The following is a 25,891-nucleotide window of genomic DNA, read 5'->3' on the forward strand; positions in this document are numbered from 1 at the left end:
GCAAACGCAGTAGTACTGACTTTGCCAAGTAATATATACTAACATCGCCAACGCAGTATATCTGATTTGGATACACTAAATACATTATATGATGTAGCCAAATGTTGCTGTAATAGTTATGGTATCAACGACTGAAGCTTTTCTTTACAGAAAATACTACAATAAGCCAGTAATCGAATACTTTATTTAAAGTGTTGATAATCAATATTGTGAAAATATCATGATGTTTATGCTGAAACACGTACGTGTTTTCGAAAAAAGTCGTACATGTTTAAAAAAATTCATGTACGTGTTTTTCTATAAAATGATAGGGATACAACTATACATGTTTAAAAGTTACAATAACTCTACTTTACAGGGCTTTGTCATAAAAGATATCGCTGACAATTATCGAGTGAGTAAGAAAAGGTTGAAATGTGATAGCAAAAGGCGTTGGGGTACCATGAAAATTTACTACCACCATTCTATATGTACACTGTAAGTCCGTATAATATATGGAATAGCGGTAGTAATTGTAACAAACGAGAGTAAAAACGCCCGTTGTTTTTGCTGGATTTATTTGATTTGCTTAAACGCTTTTCCGAGCATATCCGTGATGTCGCTGGCGATCATGCTCTCTTCCGAGCGGAAAGCGGCGGCGAGATCACCGGCTGTGCCGTGCAAGAATACTCCGACTACAGCGGCAGTTTCCGGAGAATAGTCTTGCGCCAATAAGCTGAGGATGATACCCGTCAGCACGTCTCCGCTACCGGCGGTTGCCATGCCCGGATTTCCGCAACTATTGAAATAAATGTTTCCTGCCGGAGAACAAATAGCGGTATAAGCACCTTTCAATACGATACAAATCTTATGTTCGGCGGCGAAAGATTGCGCTTTCATCAAACGGTCGTATGAGTTCGTGCTTTCACCCGCTATCCGGTCGAACTCCTTCGGATGGGGAGTGAGGATGCTCCGTGGCGGGATCTTATTGAATAAGTCCTTGTTGGATGCCATTATATTAATAGCGTCCGCATCGATAACGACTGGTTTTGTGCTGGATTGCAGGATACGTTCGATCGCTGCTGCGGATTCTAAATGCTGTCCGAGTCCCGGTCCCATACCAACAGCGGAGTAACTACCTATCTCGGGAACCGTAGAGAAATAATCAGGATTTGCGTCTAGACTTAACATCGCTTCCGGGAAAGCGGTCTGGAAGATTGATTCGCCTCGGGTCGGGATATGCACGGTCAATAGTCCGGCTCCACTCCGTAAGCATGCCTTTGCGGATAATAGGGCGGCTCCCATTTTTCCTTTACTTCCGGCGATCAATAAAGCATGTCCGAACGTTCCCTTATGGGCGAAACGTTTGCGAGACTTTAACGAATAGGATATATCTTCTTCCGTAACCAATGAGTAAGGGGAAGCCGTCTCATAAATTGCGTCCGGATGGATTCCGATATCCAGTATTTTCCACTCGCCTACGTATTGCTCATTCTCCGGAAAAAGAAACGCCAGTTTCGGGAAGCCGAATGTCAAGGTTAAGCTGGCCTTGATGATCGCCTCCGAGTCATTCTTACGATTATCTTCCCCGAATAAGCCGGAAGGAATATCGATCGCTACGACTTCCGCCTCGGATTGGTTGATATAATTGACCATAGCGGCGAAACCTCCGGTGAGAGGACGGTTTAATCCCGAACCGAACAAGCCATCGATCACCACGTCTCGGTCGGTTAGCGTCGGCGGCTCAAAGTCACGGACCACTTCCGTAAATTCGATCCGTTCCATGTCGAGCAGACGCTGCTTGTTTTGCTCACACTCTACGGACAGATGCTCCGTCGGGTTGAATAAATACGTCTCTACCCGGTATGATTCCTCGTTCAAAAGGCGGGCGATGGCCAAAGCGTCGGCTCCGTTGTTGCCTTGACCGGCGAAAATCACGATGCGGACCTGCTTGGAGTAGCGCCGGCAAAACTCATGGACGAACGTCGTAGCGGCACGCTCCACTAAGTCGATCGAACTAATTGGCTCGTGTTGAATCGTATATTGGTCGAGCTCCTTTACCTTGTCTGTAGCGAATATCTTAATCATAATTCTAGATGTCTGGGGTTTTATTCTGCTTACAAATGTATAACAAACTTTGGTATGTTGCTACACTTTTTTGTGCATCGCCGAAAAAGTTGTACATTTGTCCCCTCGAAAACCGAAAGATTTATGGACAGAATTCGTCTAAAAGACAAAGAATTTGAACTGTTTATTCCGGAGTCGGATATTCAGGCGGCTATCGCTAAAATGGCCGTTCAGATTAAAGCGGATGTGGAAGGGAAAAATCCTCTATTCGTGGGTGTGCTAAACGGGGCTTTTATGTTTGTCGCCGAGCTGATGCGTGAGCTGGATGTTCCGTATGAGCTGACATTCGCTCGTTATTCCTCGTATCAAGGAACTTCCAGTACGGGCATATTGAATGAGATCATGCCGGTGCAGGCTGATATTCGCGGACGTATGGTGATCTTATTGGAGGATATTATCGATACGGGCTTTACGATGAGCTACGTGATGGAGAAGCTTCGGAGCGAGGGTGCCGCCGATGTAAGATTGGCAACGATGCTTTTCAAGCCGGAATCCTTGAAATGCGAGTTGACTCCGGATTATGTAGGCTTACAGATACCCGCTGATTTTATCGTGGGACATGGTTTGGATTATGATGAGTTGGGCCGCTCATATAAGGATATCTACAAGGTTGTGGAATAAAATAGTATACATTATATATAATAAAGGAACAATAGTATGTTGAACGTGGTTATTTTTGGTGCTCCCGGTTCAGGTAAGGGAACACAAAGTGAGTTGATTATTAAAGAATACGGTTTGGATCATATCTCTACTGGCGATGTATTGCGTGGCGAGATGAAGGCTGAGACTGAACTGGGCAAGATCGCTAAGGATTATATCGAGAAGGGACAATTGGTTCCGGACGAGTTGATCGTTGATATGTTGGCGAATGTATTGGATAGCAAGAAGCCGGCTAAGGGCGTAATCTTCGATGGTTTCCCTCGTACGATCCCTCAAGCGAAAGCCTTGAAGAAGATGTTGAACGAGCGTGGAACAGACGTTTCCGTTATGTTGAACCTTCAAGTAGAGGAAGAGGAGTTGATCAAGCGTTTATTGGAGCGCGGTAAAGTATCCGGACGTTCTGACGATAACTTGGAGACGATCAAATCCAGACTGGATGTTTACCATACTCAAACAGCTCCTTTGGCAGACTACTATGTAGGTGAAGGCAAGCACGTAGCCATCAAAGGGATGGGAACAATCGAGGAAATCTTCGGTCGTATCAAAGAGGCGGTTAATAACGTAAAATAATTGAAATAAACCAATATGGCTGAATCGAACTTTGTAGATTATGTCAAGATCTATTGCCGCTCAGGAAAGGGTGGAAGAGGATCTTCTCACTTCCGTCGTGAGAAATACATTCCGAAAGGAGGTCCCGACGGGGGCGATGGAGGGAGAGGAGGTCATGTGTATCTCCGTGGTAACCGGAATTACTGGACGCTCCTTCACTTGAAATATGAGCGTCATATCATGGCCACCAATGGTGAGAGTGGTAGCGCGAAGCGTAGCTCGGGTAAAGACGGGGAGGATCGAGTAATCGAGGTTCCTTGCGGTACGGTTGTTTACGATGCTGAGACCGGAGAGTTTATTTGCGACGTTACGGAAGACGGTCAGCAAGTGATGTTGCTGAAAGGCGGTCGTGGCGGTCTGGGGAATTTTAACTTCAAGACGGCTACCAATCAAGCGCCCCGTTATTCGCAACCGGGTGAGCCGGCATTGGAACGTACGGTGATTCTTCAGTTGAAATTGCTGGCCGATGTCGGTTTGGTAGGCTTCCCGAATGCGGGTAAATCTACCTTGCTTTCTGTCGTATCCGCCGCTAAACCGAAGATCGCTAATTATCCTTTTACTACGTTGGAGCCTAATTTAGGCATCGTGAGTTATCGCGATAACCGTTCGTTCGTAATGGCCGATATACCGGGTATTATCGAAGGAGCAAGCGAGGGAAAAGGTTTGGGACTTCGTTTCTTACGTCATATCGAACGTAATTCCTTGTTATTGTTCATGGTTCCCGCTGAGGCAGACGATATCAAGAAAGAATACGAGATCTTGCATAATGAGTTAGTGAAGTATAATCCGGAATTGCTGGATAAACGCCGTGTACTGGCCATCACCAAGAGCGATATGCTGGATGAGGAATTGATCGAGGCTTTGTCGCAAGACTTGCCGGAGGGAATTCCGTATGTCTTTATATCTTCTATCACGGGACTGGGTATTGTCGAGTTGAAAGACCTTTTATGGAAAGAGCTGAATAAGGAGAATTTCCATGAGGCAGAGCGAATTGTCCATAAGAATATAGATGTAAGCACGTTGGAATTTGAGGACGACGACGAATACATCTTCCCCGTGGATGAGGACGAGGATGACCCGGATGAGGAATACGAGGAATACTGGGACGATGATGAAGATGAAGATACAAGAAAATAAGCAAATAGAGGTGTCGCGGTTCTCCGGGTTAAGCGGATACCGCGACATTTCTCATTTTACGACAACACGTCATGGCGGCGTGAGTACGGGAACGTACGCTTCGATGAATCCGGGCGTTTATACCGAGGATGATCCGGGCTTCATCCGGAAGAACTTGGAACTTCTTTCGGATGCGGTCGGGATTTCCCTAGAGAATATGGTTATACCTCATCAGACCCATGAGGATCGAGTATTGGCGATCGACGCGTCTTTCCTTTCGCTGAATGATAAAGAGCGAAAGCTACGTTTGGAAGGCGTGGACGCTTTGGTGACGAATGTTCCGGATGTATGTGTAGCCGTATCTACGGCGGATTGTGTCCCTGTCTTGTTATATGCGCCGGATCGTAAAGTGGTAGCTGCCGTCCATGCGGGTTGGCGGGGTACGGTTTTACACATAGCTCGTAAGGCGGCAAGCTTGATGATCGAGGCATACGATTGCGATCCTACTCAATTGGTTGCCGGAATAGGTCCCTCTATCAGTCAAGCGGCATTTGAGGTGGGAGAGGAAGTCGTAAAAGCTTTTCAAATGGCGGGCTTCCCAATGGAGCGGATTCTTCGACGTAATGCGGAGACTCAAAAAGCGCATATCGATCTATGGGAAACCAACCGTTTACAATTGTTAGAGGCAGGATTGCTCTCCGAGCATATAGAGATCGCTGGCATCTGTACTTATATTCGGTATGAGGATTATTTCTCCGCTCGTCGCCTCGGTGTCAAAAGCGGCCGGATCCTTACCGGGATATGCTTGAAAAAATCTTAGTTATATTGGCTCAAACTTATAATAGACATGATTTCAATCACTCTTTCATCTGAGATATCGGAGGCTTGCCCCGATCTTCACGTGTTGGCTATCGCCTGCCAAGTAAAGAACACGGAGCCCGATGAACGACTTTGGGAAGAAATAACCCGTGTTGAGGAGGACATCCGTTCTACCTGTAAGATAGAGGATATTAATAAGTGGACTCCTATTTTCGCTACCCGTCAAGCTTATAAACGTCTGGGGAAAGACCCGAACCGGTATCGCCCTTCCGCCGAGGCGTTAAGACGGCGGATACTTCGCGGGCTTCCTTTATATAAGATAGATACCTTGGTGGATATCGTCAATCTGGTTTCTATCCGTAGCGGTTATTCTATCGGAGGATTTGACGCAGATAAGATTGTAGGCGGATTGGAACTAGGTGTCGGAAAAGAGGGGGAAATTTATCACGGTATCGGACGTGGTGAATTGAATATCGCCGGTCTTCCAGTCTACAGGGATGGAGTAGCGGGTGTCGGAACGCCTACCAGCGATGAGGAACGTACCAAGATTGAAATGTCGACCACTTCATTGTTAATGATTCTGAATGGTTATTCCGGTAAGGAGGGCTTATTGGAAGCGGGTGGTTACTCGGTTGACTTATTAAAAAGATATGTCTCAGCGGTAAACGTGGAAGCGGAACTGATATGCCGAGAAAACAGAGGAAAAATAACGTTATAACCGTGTTAATATTGTTTACAAAGCGAAAAATGTCCATCTTTTATGCTAAAAAACATCTATAATCTTTTGTTTTAATCATTTAATCTATAAATTTGTCCCCAGTAATCAAATGTTATCATAAAATGATTGAATTAATTGGTACAAACGCCGGCCTTGTATGGAACGTTTTAAATGAAGGCGGTAAAATGAGTTTTAAGGCAGTGAAGAAAGCCACGAAGATTAAAGCGGAAAAAGATATGTACGCCGCTTTTGGTTGGTTGGCGAAAGAAGGTAAATTAGCTTTCGAGGAGATTGAAGGTGAAATGTATGTTTCTTTAGTGTAAACAAGAGGAACGTTTACAAGAATTAGGGAGGGCTGTTCGATTTTTTTGGACGGCCTTTTTATTTGTCCATACGTTTTCTGTCAAAATAATTAAGTCTACAGTTGGTTAATTCAATTCAAAAACTTACTTTTGTGTAGAATTTGGTGTGAAATGACCGAAGATCATAAGAGATTGTTAGCTGTATTTGAGGTTAGAGTTCGTGATTTGATGGCGTTATGCGATCAGCAGAAACGTAGAATTGACGAACTTACAGCTGCTTTGAGCCTTAAAGACGAGGAGTTGCGGCAGGCGAAGGATATGATTGAAGGATTGAATGCCAAATGTGATAACATGCTGACGGCGCGAATTGTTTCTACGAATGAGGAAGAGATGAAGAACGCCCGGATGCGGTTATCAAAATTAGTGCGGGAAGTAGACAAGTGCATCGCACTTTTAAATGAATAGAAGCGATGGACGAAGAATTTCTTATAAATATAGTGATAGCCGGAAAGAAATATCCGCTTACGATCAAACGTCATGAGGAAGAGTTGGCACGTGCCGCCGCTGATCAGATCAACAGCAAGATTCTTCAATACAGGCAGCATTTTGCGGTCGAGGTGGATACGAAAGATTTGTTAGCCATGGTGGCTTTTCAACTCTCGATGCATAATCTGGAGTTGGAAAAACGGAATGATACAAATCCTTTTACGGATAAGATACAGGAGCTTACAACCGAGTTGGAAGGATATCTGAAGAAATAACATACATATTGTAAGAAGAGAGTTTCCGCACTGCTTTGCACGGTAAGACCGTGTGATGGTAGTGCTTTTTTTGTATATAAATAAATGAATCTTAAATTATTAGTTAAATGGTTGGAATGTATATAATCATACCGATAGTAACCTTCATCATTGGTGGGTTGCTTGCGTGGCTGGGCATGCGTTTCCTTCTGAAGTCGAAGTACGACTCCGTGCTTCAAGAGGCGGAGAAGGAGGCCGAGGTGATAAAGAAGAACAAGATGCTGGAAGTAAAGGAGAAGTTTCTTCATTTGAAAGCGGACTTGGAAAAACAGGTATCACAGCGTAACGCTAAGATCCAGTCTGTCGAGACTAAATTGAAACAAAGAGAACTGACGATGAATCAACGTCAGGAAGAGTTACAGCGTAGGAATAACGAGGTAGAGGCTGTAAAGGAGAATTTATCTTCTCAGTTGGAGTTGGTGGAGAAGAAGAAGCAAGATTTGGATAAACTTCATCAGAAGGAAGTGGAGCATTTGGAGGCTATCTCCGGGTTGTCCGCCGAGGAAGCCAAAGAGCGTTTGATCGAGTCCTTAAAGGATGAGGCAAAGACGCAAGCCGCTTCTTACATCAACGAGATCGTCGAGGAGGCGAAGATGACCGCAAATAAGGAGGCGAAGAAGATCGTGATCCAGTCTATCCAACGGGTAGCGACGGAGACGGCTATCGAGAACTCTATTACCGTGTTCCATATTGAATCGGACGAGATCAAAGGCCGTATCATCGGTCGTGAGGGACGTAATATCCGTGCTTTGGAGGCCGCTACCGGTATTGAGATCGTGGTGGATGATACGCCTGAGGCTATCGTTCTTTCCGGATTCGACCCGGTTCGCCGTGAGATCGCTCGTTTGGCCTTGCATCAATTGGTACAGGACGGACGTATCCATCCGGCTCGTATCGAGGAGGTGGTAACGAAGGTGAAGAAGCAAGTGGAAGACGAGGTCGTAGAGACCGGTAAGCGTACCGTGATCGATTTGGGAGTGCACGGTTTGCATCCGGAATTGATTCGTATGATCGGTAAGATGAAGTATCGTTCTTCTTATGGACAAAACTTGTTGCAACATGCTCGTGAGACGGCCAACCTTTGTGCCGTGATGGCTTCCGAGTTGGGATTGAACCCGAAGAAAGCGAAACGTGCCGGATTGTTACATGATATTGGTAAAGTGCCCGATGATGAGCCGGAATTGCCGCACGCTATCTTGGGTATGAAGCTTTGCGAGAAATATAAGGAGAAACCGGATATTTGCAACGCCGTAGGCGCTCACCACGATGAGGTGGAGATGCAGACGCTGTTGGCTCCGATCGTACAGGTTTGCGACGCTATTTCAGGTGCTCGTCCGGGCGCACGTCGTGAGATCGTAGAGGCTTATATCAAGCGTTTGAATGATTTGGAACAATTGGCTTTATCGTATCCGGGTGTTGTCAAGACTTACGCTATCCAAGCGGGTAGAGAGTTGCGCGTAATCGTTGGCGCTGATAAGATTGACGATAAGGACACCGAGAACTTGTCCGCTGAGATCGCTAAGAAGATTCAGGATGAGATGACTTATCCGGGACAGGTTAAGATCACGGTGATCCGTGAGACTCGTGCGGTAAGCTACGCTAAGTAAGAATATATTTAATATAAATAAAAAAGGCCGGCTTGTGTAAGTCGGCCTTTTTTATATCTGTCGCTATCGATTTCCCAGATCGTCGTATAAAGTTTGTAATAGGACTTTTCCTTTCTCCAAGCGGGTCTCGTTTCCGCTTTCAGGTTCTTCTACTAAAATCTTGTTCCCTTCATTGTCGTATACGGAAACACCGGATTCGTCTATAAAGCCAAATCCATTATTGAATGTATAAAAGGCGTAATGCGGGACGCAAGGATTCAATATATCTTTGCTGAATGAGAACTCATCCGTGGGGAGACCCATCTGATTTAATAAGGTGGCTGCCAAATCGGTTTGGTTCGCATACGTATCGATCACTTTAGGTTCGGCGATCGCTCCGCCTAGCCATAGCATAGGTATGTGGAAACGTAAAGGTCCGTACTCCTGCATGTTTTCAGGGTAACGGTATCCGTGGTCGGAGACAAAGATGACTACCGTATTTTTCCATGCCGGCAGTTCCTTGAACGTATCAATGAAATTACCGATACAGCTATCCGTAAACGCGACGGAGTTTAGATAAGGATGCTCCAAATGGTGAAACGGGACCTCGAATGGCTCATGGCTACTTAATGTCAGGAATGTACTTAACCAAGGTTTGCCGTCGACTGGTCTTTGCTTGATATCCTCGTAAAGATGCGAGAACGTGATATCGTCGTTTGCTCCCCATTTACTCAGACGGCTGCTCAAGGGAAAATCACGGTCTGCCGTTATCTTGCTGTAGCCGGAACTATAGAAATAACTTTGCATATTCGTGAAATTGATATCACCTCCATAGAGCATATCCGCCGTATATCCTTCTTTGTTAAGACTCTTTGCGATAGATGGAAGGGTCAGGCTTTTCACCGGATACTTCATGATGGAGGTGGTGGGTTGGGCTAAATAGCCGTTCAATACGGAGACTAAGCCTCGGTCGGTACGGAACGAGTTGGCATATAGGTTCGTGAATAATACACCTTCTTTGCTCAGCCGATTCAAGTTCGGCGTAATTCCCGGCTCACCACCAACAGCCTCGATAGCATTTGCCGTGAAACTCTCCATGATGATAATGAGAATATTGGGACGAGTCGTTGTCAATAGCTTGACAGGCTCTGTAGGTATGGAATCTCCCGGGCATAAGGAGTCTTGGGCTTGAATGAGCGTATCGAATAAGGCTTTCCGCTTTTCCTCCGGATAGAAATCGAATTGCGAGGCAAAATCCTGTTGCTTACTCAATGAGGCTATCAGACTGAAACACGGGTTGATCGCCGAATGATTCAAGAACTGGTTCTGGCTGAAATAAACCATGCCGACATTTGCCGTAGACGTAGTTACGCCTCCCCGGATCGGAATAAACAATATTCCCCCTGCTAAGAGGATGGCGAAAGTACTTCCCAATTGTTCCAATCCCGTAGGTGGAAAGCTAGGCTTTACTGGCGCGAACCGGAGGATGAAGGTGAACCAAGCATAGATACTTAGCGTATATGCCACGAATACCAATAATTGGATAAAGAACATTCCCAACGGAACACTCGCCATCGCATCGGCGGGCGATTGCAGGTAGAAGAATAAAGTAGCGTCCAACCTGAATCCCCAAAAGCTGTATAAAGCCACATCTACGGAGAAGATCGCAGATACCAGAATTCCCATGATCAAGAAGTACCCTTTCAATACCTTCTTCAACCAAGCGCCCGGAAGCCAAACTGATACTAAAGTCAATAGGAGAGGGATGGCCGTAAGGTATCCCGCTATCGTACAATCCAGCTTCAGCCCATGAAGCATAACCTGTAGGAAGTCCGTGAAGGTACAAGCCTCGGACAACGCATGCTGATAAAACATAAATACCGGTTTTTGAATAACAAAAACCGGTAGCCATGCGATAAAAACGATTAGTATGAATAATAATCTTTTTTTCATTTCGAATATAACTTTTCCCGTAACTCCGCGATAGCCGGATCTGTGATGTAATCATCGTAATCCATCATCTTATCGATGATACCGTTAGGAGTCAGCTCGATGATACGGTTCGATACAGTCTGTATGAACTCGTGGTCATGACTGGAGAACAGGATATTTCCCTTGAATGTCTTCAATGTATTATTGAAGGCTTGGATGGATTCCAAGTCCAAGTGATTGGTCGGAGTATCCAAGATCAAGCAGTTGGCGTCGGTGAGCATCATGCGTGAGATCATACAACGCATCTTCTCACCTCCGGAAAGTACGCTTACCTTTTTCATGAGCTCCTCGCCCGAGAACAACATACGTCCGAGGAAGCCTTTCAAGAATACCTCGTTAGTATCCGGCGAGAACTGGCATAACCAATCGAGCAGGTTGATATCTGTATTGAAATATTTGGAGTTATCGAGAGGAAGATAAGAGGTCGTGATCGTCTGTCCCCATTGATACGTACCGGCATCCGCTTTCTCCTCACCGTTGATGATCTGGAACAAGGCGGTCATGGCACGAGGGTCGTGACTGATAAATACGATCTTGTCATCCTTCTCCACGAAGAAGTTCAAGTCCTTGAACAATACCTGTCCGTCGAAACTCTTCGACAATCCTTTCACCTCAAGGATCTGGTTGCCCGGTTCGCGGTTAGGCGTGAACAAGATTCCCGGATAGCGGCGTGAGGACGGTTTGATCTCCTCGATATTCAGCTTCTCCAACATCTTCTTGCGACTGGTGGTCTGCTTGGACTTCGCTACGTTGGCGCTGAAACGGCGGATAAATTCTTCCAACTCTTTCTTCTTCTCCTCGGCTTTCTTATTCTGGTTCTGCTGTTGACGAAGGGCTAACTGGCTAGACTCGTACCAGAAGCTATAGTTTCCGGCGAATAATTGTAATTTACCAAAGTCGATATCCACGGTATGCGTACAAACGGAGTCGAGGAAGTGACGGTCGTGGCTAACAACCAATACGGTATGCTCGAAATTAGAGAGATAATTCTCCAACCAAGAAACCGTCTCAAGGTCCAAGTCGTTCGTCGGCTCATCCAATAATAGGTTATCGGGCTGTCCGAACAAGGCACGGGCCAATAAGACACGTACTTTCTGCTTACCGCTCAAGTCCTTCATATACATATAATGCAAATCCTCCTTGATGCCTAGTCCGCTCAATAGGTTGGCGGCGTCGCTCTCTGCGTTCCAGCCTTCCATCTCGGCGAATTTCTCTTCCAGTTCCGATACGCGGATACCGTCGGCGTCACTGAAATCAGGTTTCTCGTAAAGGGCGTTTTTCTCGCTCATCACCTCCCATAAGGTCGTATGTCCCATCAATACGGTATCCATAACCGTATATTCATCGAACGCGAAGTGATCTTGGCTCAATACGGAAAGACGTTCGCCCGGTCCTAGGTTAACGCTACCTCTGGTAGGGTCTAATTGCTTGCTGATTACACGGAGAAACGTAGATTTTCCGGCCCCGTTAGCACCGATAATACCGTAGCAATTGCCCGGTGTAAACTTCATGTTCACATCCTGAAAAAGGATGCGTTTTCCAAACTGTACGTCCAGATTGTTAACTGTTATCATATTTCGTATACCTATTAAATTGCGATTGAGGATGCAAAGGTACGAAAAATATTGTTTATCTTATCATTGGATGTCATACATCCCGCTCGTTCTCTCCCTTTTTTAGGCTAATTATCTTTTGGGCGTTGAGCGGTGAGATAACGCTTTTCCCGGTTTTGGCTTCCAGCTCTAATCGGGCGTTACGAGCCACCTCGCCTCCTTGTTGGGCGACATTTATGTGCTCGCTAAAGGTGTCTGGTTCCGATGCTTCTGATATTTCCTTGGTAGATAACTCGGCCAGCATGTTTAATACAAGCTCTTTGTTTGTCATATTATCTCGAAGATTCTCTTTTCTTAATCCTTTGAATCGTTTATATTCCTTGGAGGTCATGTCGGACCATGACTTATAGATTATGTCGGTTAATGTAGCGAAATGGAGGCCTTCTTCCAGTCCTCTCTTCTTCCATTCGTCTGTTAGATCTTTCCGTATCTCGATGGATTTCAATCGTTGGTTGATCCAATTATCCGAATAGCCCAATCGTTTATAATCGGCCATGGCTTGCTCGATAGACAATTCCGGGTCTTGCATTTGATCCAAACGTTCCTTCGCTACTTGGGCGATCCATAACTTAAAAGGTTCTGCTTTTGGAGATGGTACTGATTGGATAAGGCGGAAGAGTTGCTCGGTATTGGCTACGTCGGTTAAATATTTCTTGCCATCAGCGGCCTGCATTTTCAGTTGACTACAATTTGTAGTCAACTCGCTACCTTCTCTTTTCAATCTGGTTTTTAATACACTCCAGTATTTTCGAGGGTTGGGGCTATCTGTTAAAATAGATATAACATCAACGATCGAGAAATACCATTCCTCTTGTTCGTCATCCCATATGGCGCGAACTTTTCTTTCTTCGAATAAGCGGATAGATTCTTTTTGTGTCATTTGTAGTTGCTTTGAGTAGTTATAGACAAAGGTAAATGAGAATTTAGTATATCCATAGTTTAATAGTTTGATTAAAAGTTTATTTATCGCAAAGTAAGTATATTAATCTCATTTAAGCAAACGATACGCGGTTTAAATGAGAAGGTACGAAAAATATTGCTTATCTTTGCATTATACATTAATATCCAATTGTGTAATGAATAAACAATCTGTCATATCTCTTCTTCGGAAAGCAAAGCAGCCTTTGTCGCAGAGTTGCGGTGTAAAGCAGTTGGGGCTTTTTGGCTCTACTGTTCGTGAGAGCAATACGGAAAGTAGTGATGTGGATATATTGATCGACTTTGAGGATGATAAAGAGACTTATTCCAATTTCCTTTTGGCTTGTGAGATATTAGAGAAGCTTTTTGACAGATTGAAAGTGGACATAGTCACCCTTAAAGGGTTAAGCCCTTTTATTGGCCAGCAGATATTAAAGGAGGTAGAATATGTGTAAGACCCCTATCGCTTATTTGCTGCATATATTGGAGGAATGTAACTACATCCTTTCTGTAGTTACGGATGATCTGCCTATGTATCAATTTCTTTCGGATGAAACGTTAAAGAGGGCGGTTTGCCGTAGTTTGGAGATTGTCGGTGAAGCGACTAAGAAAATTCCCGCAGATGTTAAATATCAATGGAGTGACATTCAATGGAAACATATGGCTGGAATGAGAGATCGGTTGATTCATGACTATATGGGTGTTAATTATCTGATTGTTTGGGATGTGGCAAAGAATATTATTCCAAAATTGCAACCTCAAATAGAAGCGGTGATAGAGAAAGAACAGAGTCGTTGAGAGAGTTGTTGTGTTAGATATGTTTAGAAACCCTGCTATTTCGTAGGTGCTTATCTAGCATGGAACAGTTTTATGTCGTATATTTGCGGCGAATATAAAAACGAAATAATAAGAAACAGAGAGTAAACGATAGAGATATAAGAGATTGACATATTAGTATTTGCTATTTATTTCTTAATGTAGTAAAACGACCAAATAATAAAGCTCAAGAAGAAATAAGTTCGATAGTGAGTACACCCAAACGGGGTGTGTTCCTAGTGCTTATTTGGTTTGGGCTTGGGTGCTTGGTCGTACCTTCTACGTTCTGAATAAGTAGGGTTCACACCTTTTTTGTGTCCTTATGCCTCTTATTTATTAACCCCATAATAGTATAGCCTATGATTTAAACCCATTCTTTCCTTATTTCCTTAATTTATGCTTCGCCGCATTTCTCCGGAAGAAAAACGACCAATTTTATTCTTAAAGCCCAGAGAAAGGTAAAGGTGGATGCGCCCCCGTTTTATTTTGTTTCGAAATGGGTGCGACACGCTTTTGCATTCTTTTCCCTGTTGGATGGAGATGCAGAGCGTGGCGCACTTTTAGTTTCAAACAATTTAAAAACGAATCTTTTTACGATGACAAATGATGAGTTGCAATCGAAGACGATTGCCTTTTTGCGCTTTCCCTTGATCGTGGGGGTGGTATTGATACATTGCTATTATAAAGAATTGCCGATAGGTGGTGTTAAGGTTCCCGTAATGGATGAATATCCCATTTATAAATTAATAGCGGACCTGTTTTCTCAAGTGCTGGCACGTACTGCCGTACCCCTTTTTTTCTTGATATCCGGTTATCTGTTCTTTTATAAGAGTTCCTTTAGTTGGCCTATGTATGGCTCTAAATTGCGAAAGCGGGCACAAACCTTGCTGTTGCCTTATCTATTTTGGAATGGAGCATTGGTGGGTTTGCACCTCTTGATAGAACTTTTGTTTCCATCTGTGCTTGCCGGTGAGGTTAAACCTGTGCTGGATTACGGATGGTGTGATTGGTGGGATATCTTTTGGGCGAGAGAACCTAGTGAGCCGGGAGGAATGCCGATGCCGATCAACTATCCGTTGTGGTTTATCCGTGATTTGATGGTATTGGTGGTATTCTCGCCATTGGTGTATGCTATGGTACGCTATTTACGGCAATATGCGTTAGCGCTACTTGGCTTTCTTTGGCTCATTTACGATGGGGTCAGTTCGCCGGGTTTAAGTCCGACCGCTTGGTTCTTTTTCTCGCTTGGTGCTTTCTATAGCGTGCATCGGCGGAATTTTGTAGTGGAGACGCATCCTTTATTACGGGGGGCGGCATTGCTTTATGTGGTTTTGGCTTTAGCGGATCTTCTTTCAAAGGAATTAGGATGGAATGTTTATGTGCATAATGTAGGCATTCTTGTGGGCTGTGTCTTTGCGATCTCTCTTTCGGCGTATGGATTGGAAAAGGCTCTTTGGCGGACTAACTCCTTCTTGGAGGGGGCTAGTTTCTTTGTCTTTGCCTCTCATGTTATCGTGCAGATCTTTATATATCGATTGATATTATGGTTCTTCCGGTCTTCTGCTGAATGGGCGATTATTGGGATTTACTTCGGGGTTGCTTTGGGAGCTATTTTGATCTGCTTGGCTTTCTATGCCATGCTTCGGCGCTTTCTGCCTAGGCTTCTCTCTGCAATCACGGGAGGCCGATAGCTTTCTGTGGGGGTGATGACTTGTCAGTGGGAGGCGCTTTGCTGTGACTATTTGGTCAGGATTGGCGTTTTTCGCTGACAATGCCTTTTTATAGGCAGGGTGAACTGGAGGGAAAGGAGAGCGAAAAAGGTCGGTTTTTACCGGTTTTCGGGTCTGCGGATAGGCATTGTAAGGTTGTTACGATCCAGTTGTAGGGTGTTTACGGCGGCGTTGTTAGTTGCTTTCGACTACGAATGCTATTGTTTTCGGAGCGAAACACTATTGTTTTCGAGTGAAAAGTCTATTGTTTTCGAATAAGAAGTCTATTGTTTGTATGTTTGAGGGTGATAAGAGACGGGAATCCTCGCTAGAATAAAAGCCCCAAAAACGATATGTTATTGAAAGATAACTAATTGCGGATTTTTATTCTCAAATATGGAAACCGACTGTACTCTGGGGCGAAATATTCGATTCTCTGGAGCTTTAGAATACAAAATGTCAGAATGTCAAATTGGGCGATCTTCTATTATTAACAAAGGAAATCTCATTATCTTAGGGCAATGTCATAGGTTGTAAAGACGGGGCGTGCCCCGTCTCCCGTATCATGTGCGATGGATTCATGTTTCTTTGGCTATGGATGAAATTTGGTATGGTTGCCTTGTTTTTATCTGAATAATAAGGCTGGATTGGAAATAAATATCTACTTTTGTGCTCTAAAACATTAAAGTAAACGAAAATAGAAAGATGGCTGCAACGAAACGAATGAAACGTGCCTTGGTCTCTGTGTTTCACAAAGACGGGCTGGACGAAATCCTAAAGAAATTGCATAGCGAGGGTGTGAGCTTTGTATCAACAGGTGGTACTCAATCATTTATCGAGTCATTGGGTTTGCCTTGTGATGCGGTAGAGGACTTGACTTCTTATCCGTCTATTTTGGGCGGTCGTGTGAAGACGCTTCATCCGAAGGTATTCGGTGGTATCTTGGCTCGCCGTGAGAACGAGAATGACCAGAAACAATTAGCTGAATATGAGATCCCGGAGATTGACTTGGTTATCGTTGACCTATATCCTTTCGAGGAGACTGTCGCTTCCGGCGCTGAGGAACAAGCAATTATTGAGAAAATAGATATAGGCGGTATCTCTTTGATACGTGCCGCCGCGAAGAACTTCAAGGATGTGGTAATCGTAGCTTCCAAGGCTCAATACCAGCCGTTGATGGATCTTTTGAACGAGAAGGGCGCTGAGACAAGCATCGAGGATCGTAGATGGTTCGCCAAAGAGGCGTTCGCCGTTTCCTCGGGTTACGACTCCGCTATCTTCAATTATTTTGATGGCCGCGAAGGTTCCCATTTCCGTGCAACGGTAGATAGCCCGATGCATTTGCGTTATGGCGAGAATCCTCATCAAGCCGCTAAGTTCTATGGTAAGTTTAACGATATGTTCGATCAAATCCATGGAAAAGAGATTTCTTACAACAACTTATTGGATATCGACGCTGCCGTGAACTTGATCGATGAGTTCGACGAGCTGACGTTCGCTATCTTAAAACATAATAACGCTTGCGGTATCGCTTCCCGCGGTAATGTGGTTGAGGCTTGGAAAGAGGCTTTGGCCGGTGACCCGGTTTCCGCTTTCGGTGGCATCTTGATCACGAATACTACGATTAACAAGGAAGTGGCCGAGGAAATCAACAAGATTTTCTTCGAGGTGATTATCGCCCCGGCTTACGACGCTGACGCGCTGGAGGTACTTCAACAGAAGAAGAACCGTATCATCTTGATCCGTAAGGATTGCAAGACTTGCCCGATGCAGTTCCGTTCTTTATTGAATGGTGTCTTGATGCAGGAGAAGGACTTGAGTATCCAAGGTAAGGCTGATTTGGAACCTATGACGGATAAGCAGCCGACAGCCTCGGAGGTTGAGGACCTGTTGTTCGCCAACAAGATCGTGAAGAACAGCAAGTCCAACGCGATCACCTTGGTGAAGAACAAGCAGCTTTGCGCCAGCGGTATCGGGCAGACCTCTCGTGTGGACTCTTTGAGACAAGCCATAGAGAAGGCTAAATCATTCGGCTTCGACTTGAATGGCGCCGTGATGGCTTCCGACGCTTTCTTCCCGTTTCCCGATTGCGTTGAGATCGCAGACCAAGCAGGTATCACGGCCGTAATCCAGCCGGGAGGCTCTATCAATGATAAGTTGTCTGTCGAGTACTGTAACCAACATGGTTTGGCTATGGTGAAGACAGGTGTTCGTCATTTTAAACATTAATAATAAGACTAATGGGATTGTTTTCTTTCACACAAGAAGTTGCCATAGATTTGGGTACCGCTAATACCATTATCACGTGTAATGATAAGATGGTGGTAGACGAACCTTCGGTGATTGCTTTGGATGCTCGCTCGGACAAGGTGCTGGCTGTCGGTAAGGTGGCCCGTGAGATGTACGAGAAGACGCACCCGAATATTCGTACCGTACGACCGCTTCGTGAGGGAGTTATCGCGGATTTCTACGCTGCCGAGCAAATGATTCGCGGCTTTATCAAGATGGCGAGCGGAAGGAAGCGCTGGTTCGCTCCGTCCTTACGTATGGTGATCGGTATCCCTTCAGGTAGTACGGAGGTAGAGATACGTGCCGTGCGAGACTCTGCCGAGCATGCCGGTGGACGTGATGTGTACATGGTTTTTGAGCCGATGGCTGCCGCTATCGGTGTCGGTATAGATGTCTTGGCCCCCGAGGGTAATATGATCGTGGATATAGGAGGTGGTACTACCGAGATCGCTGTCATATCCTTAGGTGGTATCGTGTCGAATAAATCAATCCGTATGGCGGGTGACGATTTAACGGCTGATATCGTGGAGTATATGCGTCGCCAACACAACGTGAAGGTGAGTGAGCGTATGGCCGAGCGTATCAAGATCAACGTGGGTTCCGCGCTTACGGTATTGGAGGACGCTCCGGAGGATTACGTGGTTCACGGCCCGAATCAGATGACTGCCTTACCGATGGAGGTACCCGTCTCTTATCAGGAGATCGCCCACTGTTTGGATAAGTCTATCTCGAAGATAGAGGCGGCTATCTTGAGTGCCTTGGAGCAAACCCCTCCCGAGTTATATGCCGATATCGTGAAAAACGGTATCTATTTGGCTGGCGGTGGCGCTATGCTTCGCGGTTTGGATAAGCGCTTGCGGGATAAGATGAATATCCAGTTCCATATCGCCGAGGATCCGTTGCATGCCGTGGCGAAAGGTACGGGAGTCGCTTTGAAGAATATTGAGAAGTTTAATTTCTTAATCCGATAAGAGTAAATAATTGAGAATTGAGAATTGAAAGTTGAAAATTAGCGAGCCGATAGGTCTGGTTCTTTTCAATTTTCAATTCTCAACTTTCAGTTTTCAATTCCTATGCGTAAGTTACTAGAATTCCTGATCGGGAAGAGGCATTGGTTTTTGTTCATTCTGCTTGAGGCTGTTTCGTTGATGTTGGTCTATCGTAATAACGCGTACCAACGGAATATTATATTCAGCTCAGCGAATGTCGTGACAGGATATATCGCCTCGATATCCGGATCTGTCACTTCTTATTTGAATCTTCGGGATATCAATAAGGAGTTATTGGAGCGTAACGGACAGTTGGAATTGCAAATGCTGGATCTGCAAGATCAGTTAGATGCGCTGATTGCGGATACGGTTAGTTTTAAGGGATTTGCGCCGGATTCGACGGAGCAATTTCCTTATTCGTTTGTCGTGGCGGATGTAGTGAACAACAGTGTCACGCATTTGTCTAATTATATTACCGTGGATAAAGGGAAGCTGGACGGGATCATGCCCGATATGGGAGTTGTCTCGGAACGAGGTGTGGTGGGTATCGTATCGACGGTTTCCGATCATTTCTCCGTGATCATTCCGTTGCTGAATCCTAAGTTCCGGTTGAGTTGTAAGGTATTAGGTAGTAGTTATTTCGGGTCATTAAGCTGGAATGGACGCAATACGCTGTACGCCAACCTCGATGAGTTGCCGCGCCATGTGGAGTTCCAGAAAGGCGATACGATCGTGACGAGCGGTTACTCAGCCGTATTCCCCTCGGGTATTATCGTAGGTACGGTCGCTGATTTCGAGAAACAACACGATGATAATTTCTATTCATTACAGGTCGAGCTGGCTACGGATTTTCAAGCGTTGAACAACGTGCGTATTATCAAGAATTTCCGTCAGACGGAGCAAATTGGTGTAGAACAAGAGGCGAAAAGAAATGATTAATAATTTACTGCGTGGTTTCATATATTTCGTGGTGTTTGTGTTGATTCAGGTCTTGGTCTTGAACAACATTCATTTCTTGCGGATCGCTACCCCGTTTCTGTATCTCTATTTCATTATTAAGATGCCGGTCGGTAGCTCACGGACGCAAGTCGTTTTCTTCTCTTTCATAGCCGGGGTGGTTATTGATACGTTCAGCAACACACCGGGTATGCATGCGGCCGCCTGTACATTGGCGGGATTTTGCAGGGAGCCGTTAATCCGTGTATTCATGGGGAAAGATTTGCCGGAAGGTATTTACCCGTCTTATAAGACCTTTGGTTTCGGAGGCTTTTTCCGATATGTGTTATCGTTTGTGTTGATACAACATACGACTCTTTTTGTGATTGAGTCGTTGACTTTATTTGACCCGTTGTTTCTGGTTGTCCGTATCCTCTCGAGCGTGGTGATGACAACCTTATTGATTTGTACGGTAGAAGCATTCAATATAGAGTCTCAGAAAAGTGGAGAATAATACCAAGTATGAGTTTGAGAACAGGCGCTATGTCTTAGGTGGGGCGGTGATCCTGTTGGTTATCATCTTTATTATCCGTTTGTTCATCCTTCAGGTGGTCGACAACGATTATAAAGCTTGGGCGGATAGTAACGCTTTCTTGAAAAAAACCTTATATCCTTCCCGGGGTATGATGTACGATCGTAATGGTAAATTGTTGGTCTATAACCAGCCCGCTTACGACGTGATGCTTATCATGCGTGAGATACAGCCTTTCGATACCCTCGATTTCTGTGATGTGCTGGGCATCACGAAAGAGCAATTCCTCAAACGTATAGCGGATATTAAGAACCGGCGGTTAAATCCCGGTTATTCTTCCTATGTCCCTCAAGTATTTATGAACCAGCTTTCTGCGCAGGAATATGGCGTGTTGCAGGAGAAGTTATACAAATTTCCCGGTTTCTATATCCAGAATCGCACGATCCGCCAATACGAGTATCCCAATGCCGCTCTTGTGCTGGGAAATATCGGCGAGGTAAACCGGAAAGATATAGAGAATGACGCTTATTATACACAAGGCGATTACTCCGGCAGAACCGGGATCGAGCAATCGTACGAGGAATATTTGCGGGGCGTGAAAGGAGTCGAGATCCTGTTGCGTGACGCTCACGGACGTATCAAGGGGCGATACGAGGAAGGCAGGCACGATATCCAGCCGGAATCCGGCAAGAACTTGAAATTATCCTTGGATATGGACTTGCAGGCTTATGGGGAGAAGTTAATGCAGAATAAATTAGGGGGTATCGTGATGATAGAGCCGGAGACAGGGGAGGTACTTTGTATGGTTTCCGCTCCTACATATGATCCGAGTATCTTGATCGGGCGCCAGCGGGGAAAGAACTACGTGGCTTTGCAGAAGGACCCGTTGAAACCTTTATTCAACCGCCCGCTCATGGCGCAATATCCTCCCGGATCTACATTTAAACCGACTCAAGGTTTGATCTTCTTGCAAGAAGGGGTGATTACTCCGGAAACTCAATATACCTGTGCGCATGGATATACCTTCCGGGGAGGTAAGCCGGCTTGTCACGGGCATCCGTCTCCTCTGAATCTGGTCGGGGCGTTGGCGACCTCTTGTAACTCTTTTTTCCCTTGGGGACTGCATGATATGATCGACAGCCGGAAGCGATATCCGTCGGTACAGGAGGCTTTTGAGGTTTGGAAGAACCACATGGTCTCAATGGGATATGGCTATAAGTTGGGAATCGATCTTCCGGGGGAGAAGCGAGGGTTCATTCCGAATAGTAAGTTCTACGATAAGGTGTACCGGGGACGTTGGAATTCCAGTACGGTTATCTCGATCGCTATCGGTCAGGGTGAGATATTGGCTACGCCTTTGCAAATCTGTAATTTGGCGGCTACTGTCGCTAATCGGGGATATTATATTACTCCGCATGTCGTGAAAGAGATCCAAGACACTCCGCTGGATACATTATATAGTAAGAGGCATTATACATCGGTGGATACGCATTATTATAGTTATATTGCCGAGGGTATGCGAGGGGCTGTTACGGGAACCGCTTATGGTGGAACCTGTCGTGGGGCGGCTTTACCGGATATCGAGGTCTGTGGAAAGACGGGAACGTCGGAGAACCCGCATGGTAAGGACCATTCTATTTTTATGGGATTCGCTCCTTATCAAAAGCCGAAGGTCGCCATTGCCGTGTTTGTGGAAAACGCCGGATTCGGTGCTACCTATGCGGTGCCTATCGGTAAATTGATGTTGGAGAAATATTTGAAAGGAGAAATATCCGAGGCTAACAAGGCGACGGAGGAATATATTATGAATGCCGTAATACTACCGAACAATGCGCTATAGGAAAACGGAAATATGGAAGTCGGTAGACTGGATTACCATTTTGTTGTATTTGATTATGGTAATCGCCGGTTGGTTTAGTATTTGTGGGGCGAGCTACGAGTTTGATAACGTTGGCTTGTTCGATCCGTCGGGTCGTCCGGGGATGCAGATGATTTGGATCGGTACCTCACTCGCCCTTATTTTCGTGATATTGATGCTGGAAAGTGACTTCTTCGATATATTCGCCTATCTGATCTATGCGTGCGTGATCGTATTGTTGATCGCCACTATATTTTTAGCACCTAATATCAAGGGATCGCATTCTTGGCTCGTATTGGGACCTATCCGTTTGCAACCAGCGGAGTTGGCTAAGTTCGCTACCGCTTTGGCCGTGGCGAAGTTTATGAATGGCTATGGCTTTAAGCTAACGACGGTCAAGAATTTCTCAATCACTTTGTTCTTGATCTTCTTGCCGATGGTTTGTATTCTTTTACAGAAAGAGACGGGGTCGGCATTGGTTTACTTGGCATTCTTCCTGATGTTATACCGGGAAGGAATGACTGGATATATTTTGTTGATAGGAGTTTGTGCGGTCGTCTTTTTCGTTACGGGAATGAAATATTCAGAGGTGATGGTGGGTATTACCCCATTGGGTGAATTAATCGTCTCTTGCCTTGTCTTATTAATAACCATGGGATTAGTTGGGAGTGTCCGTAAGGATTATATAAGCGTTAAGATCATGCTTGGGGGAATTGCTTCGACATTCTTGATCGGGTATGTCGTTTCTTTGTTTGTCCCGGTAAACTTCGCTTGGATATCGATAGGCTTGGTAGGAGCCGCATCAATCTATTTATTCTATTTATCCATTCGAAACTGGGTATGGCATTATGCGTTAATCGCTCTGTTCGCTTTAGGTTCTATCTGTTTCCTATTTTCTGTGGATTATGTGTTTAATGACATATTGGAACCTCACCAACAAATTCGTATTAAAGTCTCTTTAGGCTTGGAGGATGATCCTAGCGGAGCGGGGTATAATGTGAATCAATCCAAGATCGCTATCGGTTCCGGAGGATTATCCGGAAAAGGATTCTTGAATGGGACGCAGACCAAATTGAAGTATGTGCCGGAACAGGATACGGATTTTATCTTTTGTACGGTAGGCGAGGAGCAAGGCTTTTTGGGAGCCTCTGCCGTATTGATCGTATTCGGACTTTTTATTCTTCGTCTGATTGTATTGGCGGAGCGGCAAGATAATGCTTTCGGGCGAGTCTATGGCTATAGCGTAGCCTCCATATTCTTTTTCCATCTGGCGATTAATGTCGGCATGGTGACGGGATTGACTCCGGTTATCGGCATTCCCTTGCCTTTCTTTAGCTATGGAGGTTCCTCGCTCTGGGGATTTACGATCTTATTGTTTATTTTTCTTCGTTTGGACGCTTCCCGGAAGGAGCGTTAGTGGAAGAAGGTAAGACCCGTAAGCCGATTTCCTGAATGCCCGGAAGTTGGTCGTTACGCATCCCCTGCCGGAAGCTAAAGGTATATTGCCCTTTAACGGGGAAATAGTAAGCAGACCGTATCGGGAAACTGGATTGAAACAAGGAGATCCCGTGCCCATACCATTTCCCAAACTCATCAGCTAACATACATTCGATCGTATCCCTTTTTAAAGGACCTATCGGAAGTTCCTCGCTGCAAAATACCCATAGGTTCTGATACGGATACATATTATTGTTCCGTACTTCCAAGGTTAGGTCGTACGGAACCGATATATCCTCAATCAAGAAAGTGAAATAGTACTCCTTATTCTTCTCCCACGAGGTGTTCTGGATAGCTTGATACTGATCGTATACAGCTTCATTCTCGCAAGAGAAGCATAAGAAGCATGTTACACAGGCGGCAATGAACTTTTTAAGCCTCAGGCTTTGTCTCTGGCCTATTCTCCGTTTTATCAGGTCTGGCCTGTTTGATCGGTTGCTGAGGTTTGTCATTATTCGCAGGCTTGTCATTGTTGGATTGCTTATCGTTATTAGCTCTCGGCCTTTGTTTCGGGCGATTGTTTCGGTTGTTCTCCCTGTTATTATCACGGTTGTTCTCCCGATTCTCCCGACTGTTTTCCCGGCTATTATCTTTGTTATTCTCCCGGTTATTCTCTCTGTCCCGGTTATTCTCACGATTGCTATTCCTATTATTTCCTCCGTTGCGGCGATTATTGCCACCGGCTCCGTTTCCTCCGTTGTTCTTATTCTCAGAAACAGGTGCGTCGGTGTTGGTAACTGCCGTCGCGGTGGTGTTAGCTCCGTTCCCGTTTCCATTGTTCTCGCCATTATTCTTGTTGGCAGGACGTTTTTTCTTTTTCTTTTTAACAGAGTCGAAACGTGTGACGCTTTCTTGCCCAAGAATATCTTGAGCGTCTCGTTTCGGTGGTTGTGGCTTCGTATCCGCCTCTAGAGATATCGGCTTCATGCCTTTCTTATTCATATTAATGACATCGAAAGCACGGCTTGCCGGAATCGTGATAAGATTAGCCGCAAATGATTTATCCGTAGAATAGGTGATTTCCCGTTTGAAAATATCCGTCTTGAAATGATAGTAATTATTATCTTTGGTCTCCAAGACAATCTCCCGGGAGGGAAGGCGTTTCTGGGCTTCCACATATGTATCTACCTCATAGTTGATACAACATTTCAATTTAGCGCATTGTCCGGCCAATTTCTGGGGATTCATGGAAATATCTTGATAACGGGCAGCTCCGGTAGCGACCGATACAAAACTTGTCATCCAACTGGAACAGCAAAGTTCTCTACCGCAAGGGCCGATACCACCGATACGTCCGGCTTCTTGACGAGCACCGATCTGCTTCATCTCGATACGAACACGAAAAGCCTCCGCTAGCACTTTAATTAGTTGACGGAAATCTACACGTTCATCCGCTATATAATAAAAGATCGCCTTATTACCGTCACCTTGATACTCTACATCACCGATTTTCATATTCAATCCTAAATCGGCTGCGATTTGCCGCGAGCGAATCATAGTGGCATGTTCCTTTGCTTTCGCTTCCTCATATTTCTCGATATCGGTCGGTTTTGCCTTTCGGTAAATCCGTTTTGGCTCAGCTTCCGTGCGCACGTTGTTCTTCTTCATTTGCAGCAGAACCAATTTACCCGTTAAAGAAACCGTACCGATATCATGACCGGGACTTGCCTCTACGGCTACTATATCACCTTTTTCCAAAGGTATTTTAGCACTATTCAAGTAATACCCTTTGCGGGTATTTTTAAATTGAACCTCTACGAAATCAGTCGAGCCTTCCGCGTCGGGTACATCGCACAACCAATCATAGGTATTCAGTTTATTGTTTTGCCTTTTGCTGCAACCTTTGCAGCCCATATGGCTACTTCCTTTATCTAATATGAAATCCATTTATTTTTAATTTGTAAGAGGGCCATCGACATAACCGCCCAATTTATCTAAATATGCAAAAATAGTGATTTATTCCCATTCAAAATCATAGTTATGATTTTTTCAGTTATAAAAAAAGACCCGAAGATAGGTGTTATAC

At 45.0% G+C, this 25,891-nt stretch carries 24 protein-coding genes; 18 read left to right on the top strand and 6 right to left on the bottom strand.

The window, feature by feature from the left end; genetic code table 11:
- Positions 1–555: 555 nt before the first annotated feature.
- Positions 556–2,067, bottom strand: a complete 1,512-nt coding sequence (locus DWY79_RS03410; RefSeq protein ID WP_005854801.1) for a bifunctional ADP-dependent NAD(P)H-hydrate dehydratase/NAD(P)H-hydrate epimerase — start codon at positions 2,065–2,067, stop codon at positions 556–558.
- Between the two features lie 123 nt (positions 2,068–2,190).
- Here DWY79_RS03410 and hpt point away from each other — a divergent pair, with 123 nt between their 5' ends.
- The 9 genes from hpt to rny all read left to right on the top strand — a co-directional run bounded on the left by hpt (position 2,191) and on the right by rny (position 8,737).
- On the top strand, positions 2,191–2,727 hold the full coding sequence (gene hpt / locus DWY79_RS03415; RefSeq protein WP_010183721.1) for a hypoxanthine phosphoribosyltransferase: 537 nt from the start codon (positions 2,191–2,193) through the stop codon (positions 2,725–2,727).
- A gap of 36 nt (positions 2,728–2,763) precedes the next feature.
- Positions 2,764–3,336, top strand: coding sequence for an adenylate kinase (locus DWY79_RS03420; protein ID WP_005854805.1), 573 nt, complete (start codon positions 2,764–2,766; stop codon positions 3,334–3,336).
- 15 nt (positions 3,337–3,351) lie between these two features.
- A complete protein-coding gene (gene obgE, locus DWY79_RS03425; protein WP_005854807.1) occupies positions 3,352–4,512 on the top strand; it encodes a GTPase ObgE in 1,161 nt (386 codons plus the stop codon).
- The gene (gene pgeF, locus DWY79_RS03430) at positions 4,484–5,311 is read left to right on the top strand and encodes a peptidoglycan editing factor PgeF (RefSeq protein ID WP_121773339.1); all 828 of its coding nucleotides are present in this window, start codon (positions 4,484–4,486) and stop codon (positions 5,309–5,311) included. The genes obgE and pgeF overlap by 29 nt, the downstream gene beginning before the upstream one ends.
- A gap of 27 nt (positions 5,312–5,338) precedes the next feature.
- Complete coding sequence (locus tag DWY79_RS03435; protein ID WP_005854811.1) at positions 5,339–6,028, top strand: B3/4 domain-containing protein; 690 nt, start codon at positions 5,339–5,341, stop codon at positions 6,026–6,028.
- Between the two features lie 122 nt (positions 6,029–6,150).
- Complete coding sequence (locus tag DWY79_RS03440; RefSeq protein WP_005854813.1) at positions 6,151–6,351, top strand: winged helix-turn-helix domain-containing protein; 201 nt, start codon at positions 6,151–6,153, stop codon at positions 6,349–6,351.
- Positions 6,352–6,501: 150 nt separating this feature from the next.
- The gene (locus DWY79_RS03445) at positions 6,502–6,795 is read left to right on the top strand and encodes a hypothetical protein (protein WP_005864886.1); all 294 of its coding nucleotides are present in this window, start codon (positions 6,502–6,504) and stop codon (positions 6,793–6,795) included.
- A 5-nt stretch (positions 6,796–6,800) separates the two neighbouring features.
- The gene (locus DWY79_RS03450; protein WP_005864888.1) at positions 6,801–7,091 is read left to right on the top strand and encodes a cell division protein ZapA; all 291 of its coding nucleotides are present in this window, start codon (positions 6,801–6,803) and stop codon (positions 7,089–7,091) included.
- A 107-nt stretch (positions 7,092–7,198) separates the two neighbouring features.
- Positions 7,199–8,737, top strand: coding sequence for a ribonuclease Y (gene rny / locus DWY79_RS03455; protein ID WP_005854819.1), 1,539 nt, complete (start codon positions 7,199–7,201; stop codon positions 8,735–8,737).
- A gap of 63 nt (positions 8,738–8,800) precedes the next feature.
- Here rny and DWY79_RS03460 read toward each other — a convergent pair whose 3' ends face one another.
- The 3 genes from DWY79_RS03460 to DWY79_RS03470 all read right to left on the bottom strand — a co-directional run bounded on the left by DWY79_RS03460 (position 8,801) and on the right by DWY79_RS03470 (position 13,201).
- On the bottom strand, positions 8,801–10,669 hold the full coding sequence (locus tag DWY79_RS03460; protein ID WP_122368856.1) for an LTA synthase family protein: 1,869 nt from the start codon (positions 10,667–10,669) through the stop codon (positions 8,801–8,803).
- Positions 10,666–12,282: an ABC-F family ATP-binding cassette domain-containing protein gene (locus tag DWY79_RS03465; protein WP_095231464.1), complete on the bottom strand. Its 1,617-nt coding sequence runs from the start codon at positions 12,280–12,282 to the stop codon at positions 10,666–10,668. The genes DWY79_RS03460 and DWY79_RS03465 overlap by 4 nt, the downstream gene beginning before the upstream one ends.
- Positions 12,283–12,355: 73 nt before the next feature.
- On the bottom strand, positions 12,356–13,201 hold the full coding sequence (locus tag DWY79_RS03470) for a Bro-N domain-containing protein (protein ID WP_008773381.1): 846 nt from the start codon (positions 13,199–13,201) through the stop codon (positions 12,356–12,358).
- Positions 13,202–13,397: 196 nt separating this feature from the next.
- Between DWY79_RS03470 and DWY79_RS03475 the strand changes: the two genes are divergently transcribed.
- The 9 genes from DWY79_RS03475 (at position 13,398) to rodA (ending at position 23,785) form a co-directional block, all read left to right on the top strand.
- Positions 13,398–13,694: a nucleotidyltransferase family protein gene (locus tag DWY79_RS03475; protein ID WP_005854828.1), complete on the top strand. Its 297-nt coding sequence runs from the start codon at positions 13,398–13,400 to the stop codon at positions 13,692–13,694.
- A complete protein-coding gene (locus DWY79_RS03480) occupies positions 13,687–14,037 on the top strand; it encodes a DUF86 domain-containing protein (RefSeq protein ID WP_036612916.1) in 351 nt (116 codons plus the stop codon). Before DWY79_RS03475 ends, DWY79_RS03480 begins: the two co-directional genes overlap by 8 nt.
- Positions 14,038–14,651: 614 nt before the next feature.
- On the top strand, positions 14,652–15,746 hold the full coding sequence (locus DWY79_RS03485; protein WP_122368857.1) for an acyltransferase: 1,095 nt from the start codon (positions 14,652–14,654) through the stop codon (positions 15,744–15,746).
- A gap of 723 nt (positions 15,747–16,469) precedes the next feature.
- Entirely contained in the window at positions 16,470–17,993 is a 1,524-nt protein-coding gene (gene purH, locus DWY79_RS03490) for a bifunctional phosphoribosylaminoimidazolecarboxamide formyltransferase/IMP cyclohydrolase (RefSeq protein ID WP_005854829.1), read from the top strand.
- An 11-nt stretch (positions 17,994–18,004) separates the two neighbouring features.
- Positions 18,005–19,024: a rod shape-determining protein gene (locus DWY79_RS03495; protein WP_005854830.1), complete on the top strand. Its 1,020-nt coding sequence runs from the start codon at positions 18,005–18,007 to the stop codon at positions 19,022–19,024.
- 102 nt (positions 19,025–19,126) lie between these two features.
- Positions 19,127–19,981, top strand: coding sequence for a rod shape-determining protein MreC (mreC, locus tag DWY79_RS03500; RefSeq protein WP_005864901.1), 855 nt, complete (start codon positions 19,127–19,129; stop codon positions 19,979–19,981).
- Positions 19,974–20,492: a rod shape-determining protein MreD gene (gene mreD / locus DWY79_RS03505; protein WP_005854832.1), complete on the top strand. Its 519-nt coding sequence runs from the start codon at positions 19,974–19,976 to the stop codon at positions 20,490–20,492. The genes mreC and mreD overlap by 8 nt, the downstream gene beginning before the upstream one ends.
- Positions 20,482–22,350 carry a penicillin-binding protein 2 gene (mrdA, locus tag DWY79_RS03510; protein WP_005854834.1) on the top strand — a complete coding sequence of 623 codons (1,869 nt, stop codon included), beginning with the start codon at positions 20,482–20,484 and terminating at the stop codon, positions 22,348–22,350. The genes mreD and mrdA overlap by 11 nt, the downstream gene beginning before the upstream one ends.
- On the top strand, positions 22,340–23,785 hold the full coding sequence (rodA, locus tag DWY79_RS03515; RefSeq protein WP_005854836.1) for a rod shape-determining protein RodA: 1,446 nt from the start codon (positions 22,340–22,342) through the stop codon (positions 23,783–23,785). The genes mrdA and rodA overlap by 11 nt, the downstream gene beginning before the upstream one ends.
- Here rodA and gldH read toward each other — a convergent pair.
- Together gldH and DWY79_RS03525 are read right to left on the bottom strand one after the other, a co-directional pair.
- On the bottom strand, positions 23,745–24,317 hold the full coding sequence (gene gldH / locus DWY79_RS03520; protein ID WP_009018219.1) for a gliding motility lipoprotein GldH: 573 nt from the start codon (positions 24,315–24,317) through the stop codon (positions 23,745–23,747). The two genes, rodA and gldH, sit on opposite strands and share 41 nt — an antisense overlap.
- Entirely contained in the window at positions 24,238–25,752 is a 1,515-nt protein-coding gene (locus DWY79_RS03525) for a regulatory iron-sulfur-containing complex subunit RicT (protein ID WP_008773373.1), read from the bottom strand. The genes gldH and DWY79_RS03525 overlap by 80 nt, the downstream gene beginning before the upstream one ends.
- Between the last annotated feature and the right edge of the window lie 139 nt (positions 25,753–25,891).

Source organism: Parabacteroides sp. AF27-14 (assembly GCF_003635425.1).
Classification (GTDB): domain Bacteria; phylum Bacteroidota; class Bacteroidia; order Bacteroidales; family Tannerellaceae; genus Parabacteroides; species Parabacteroides distasonis.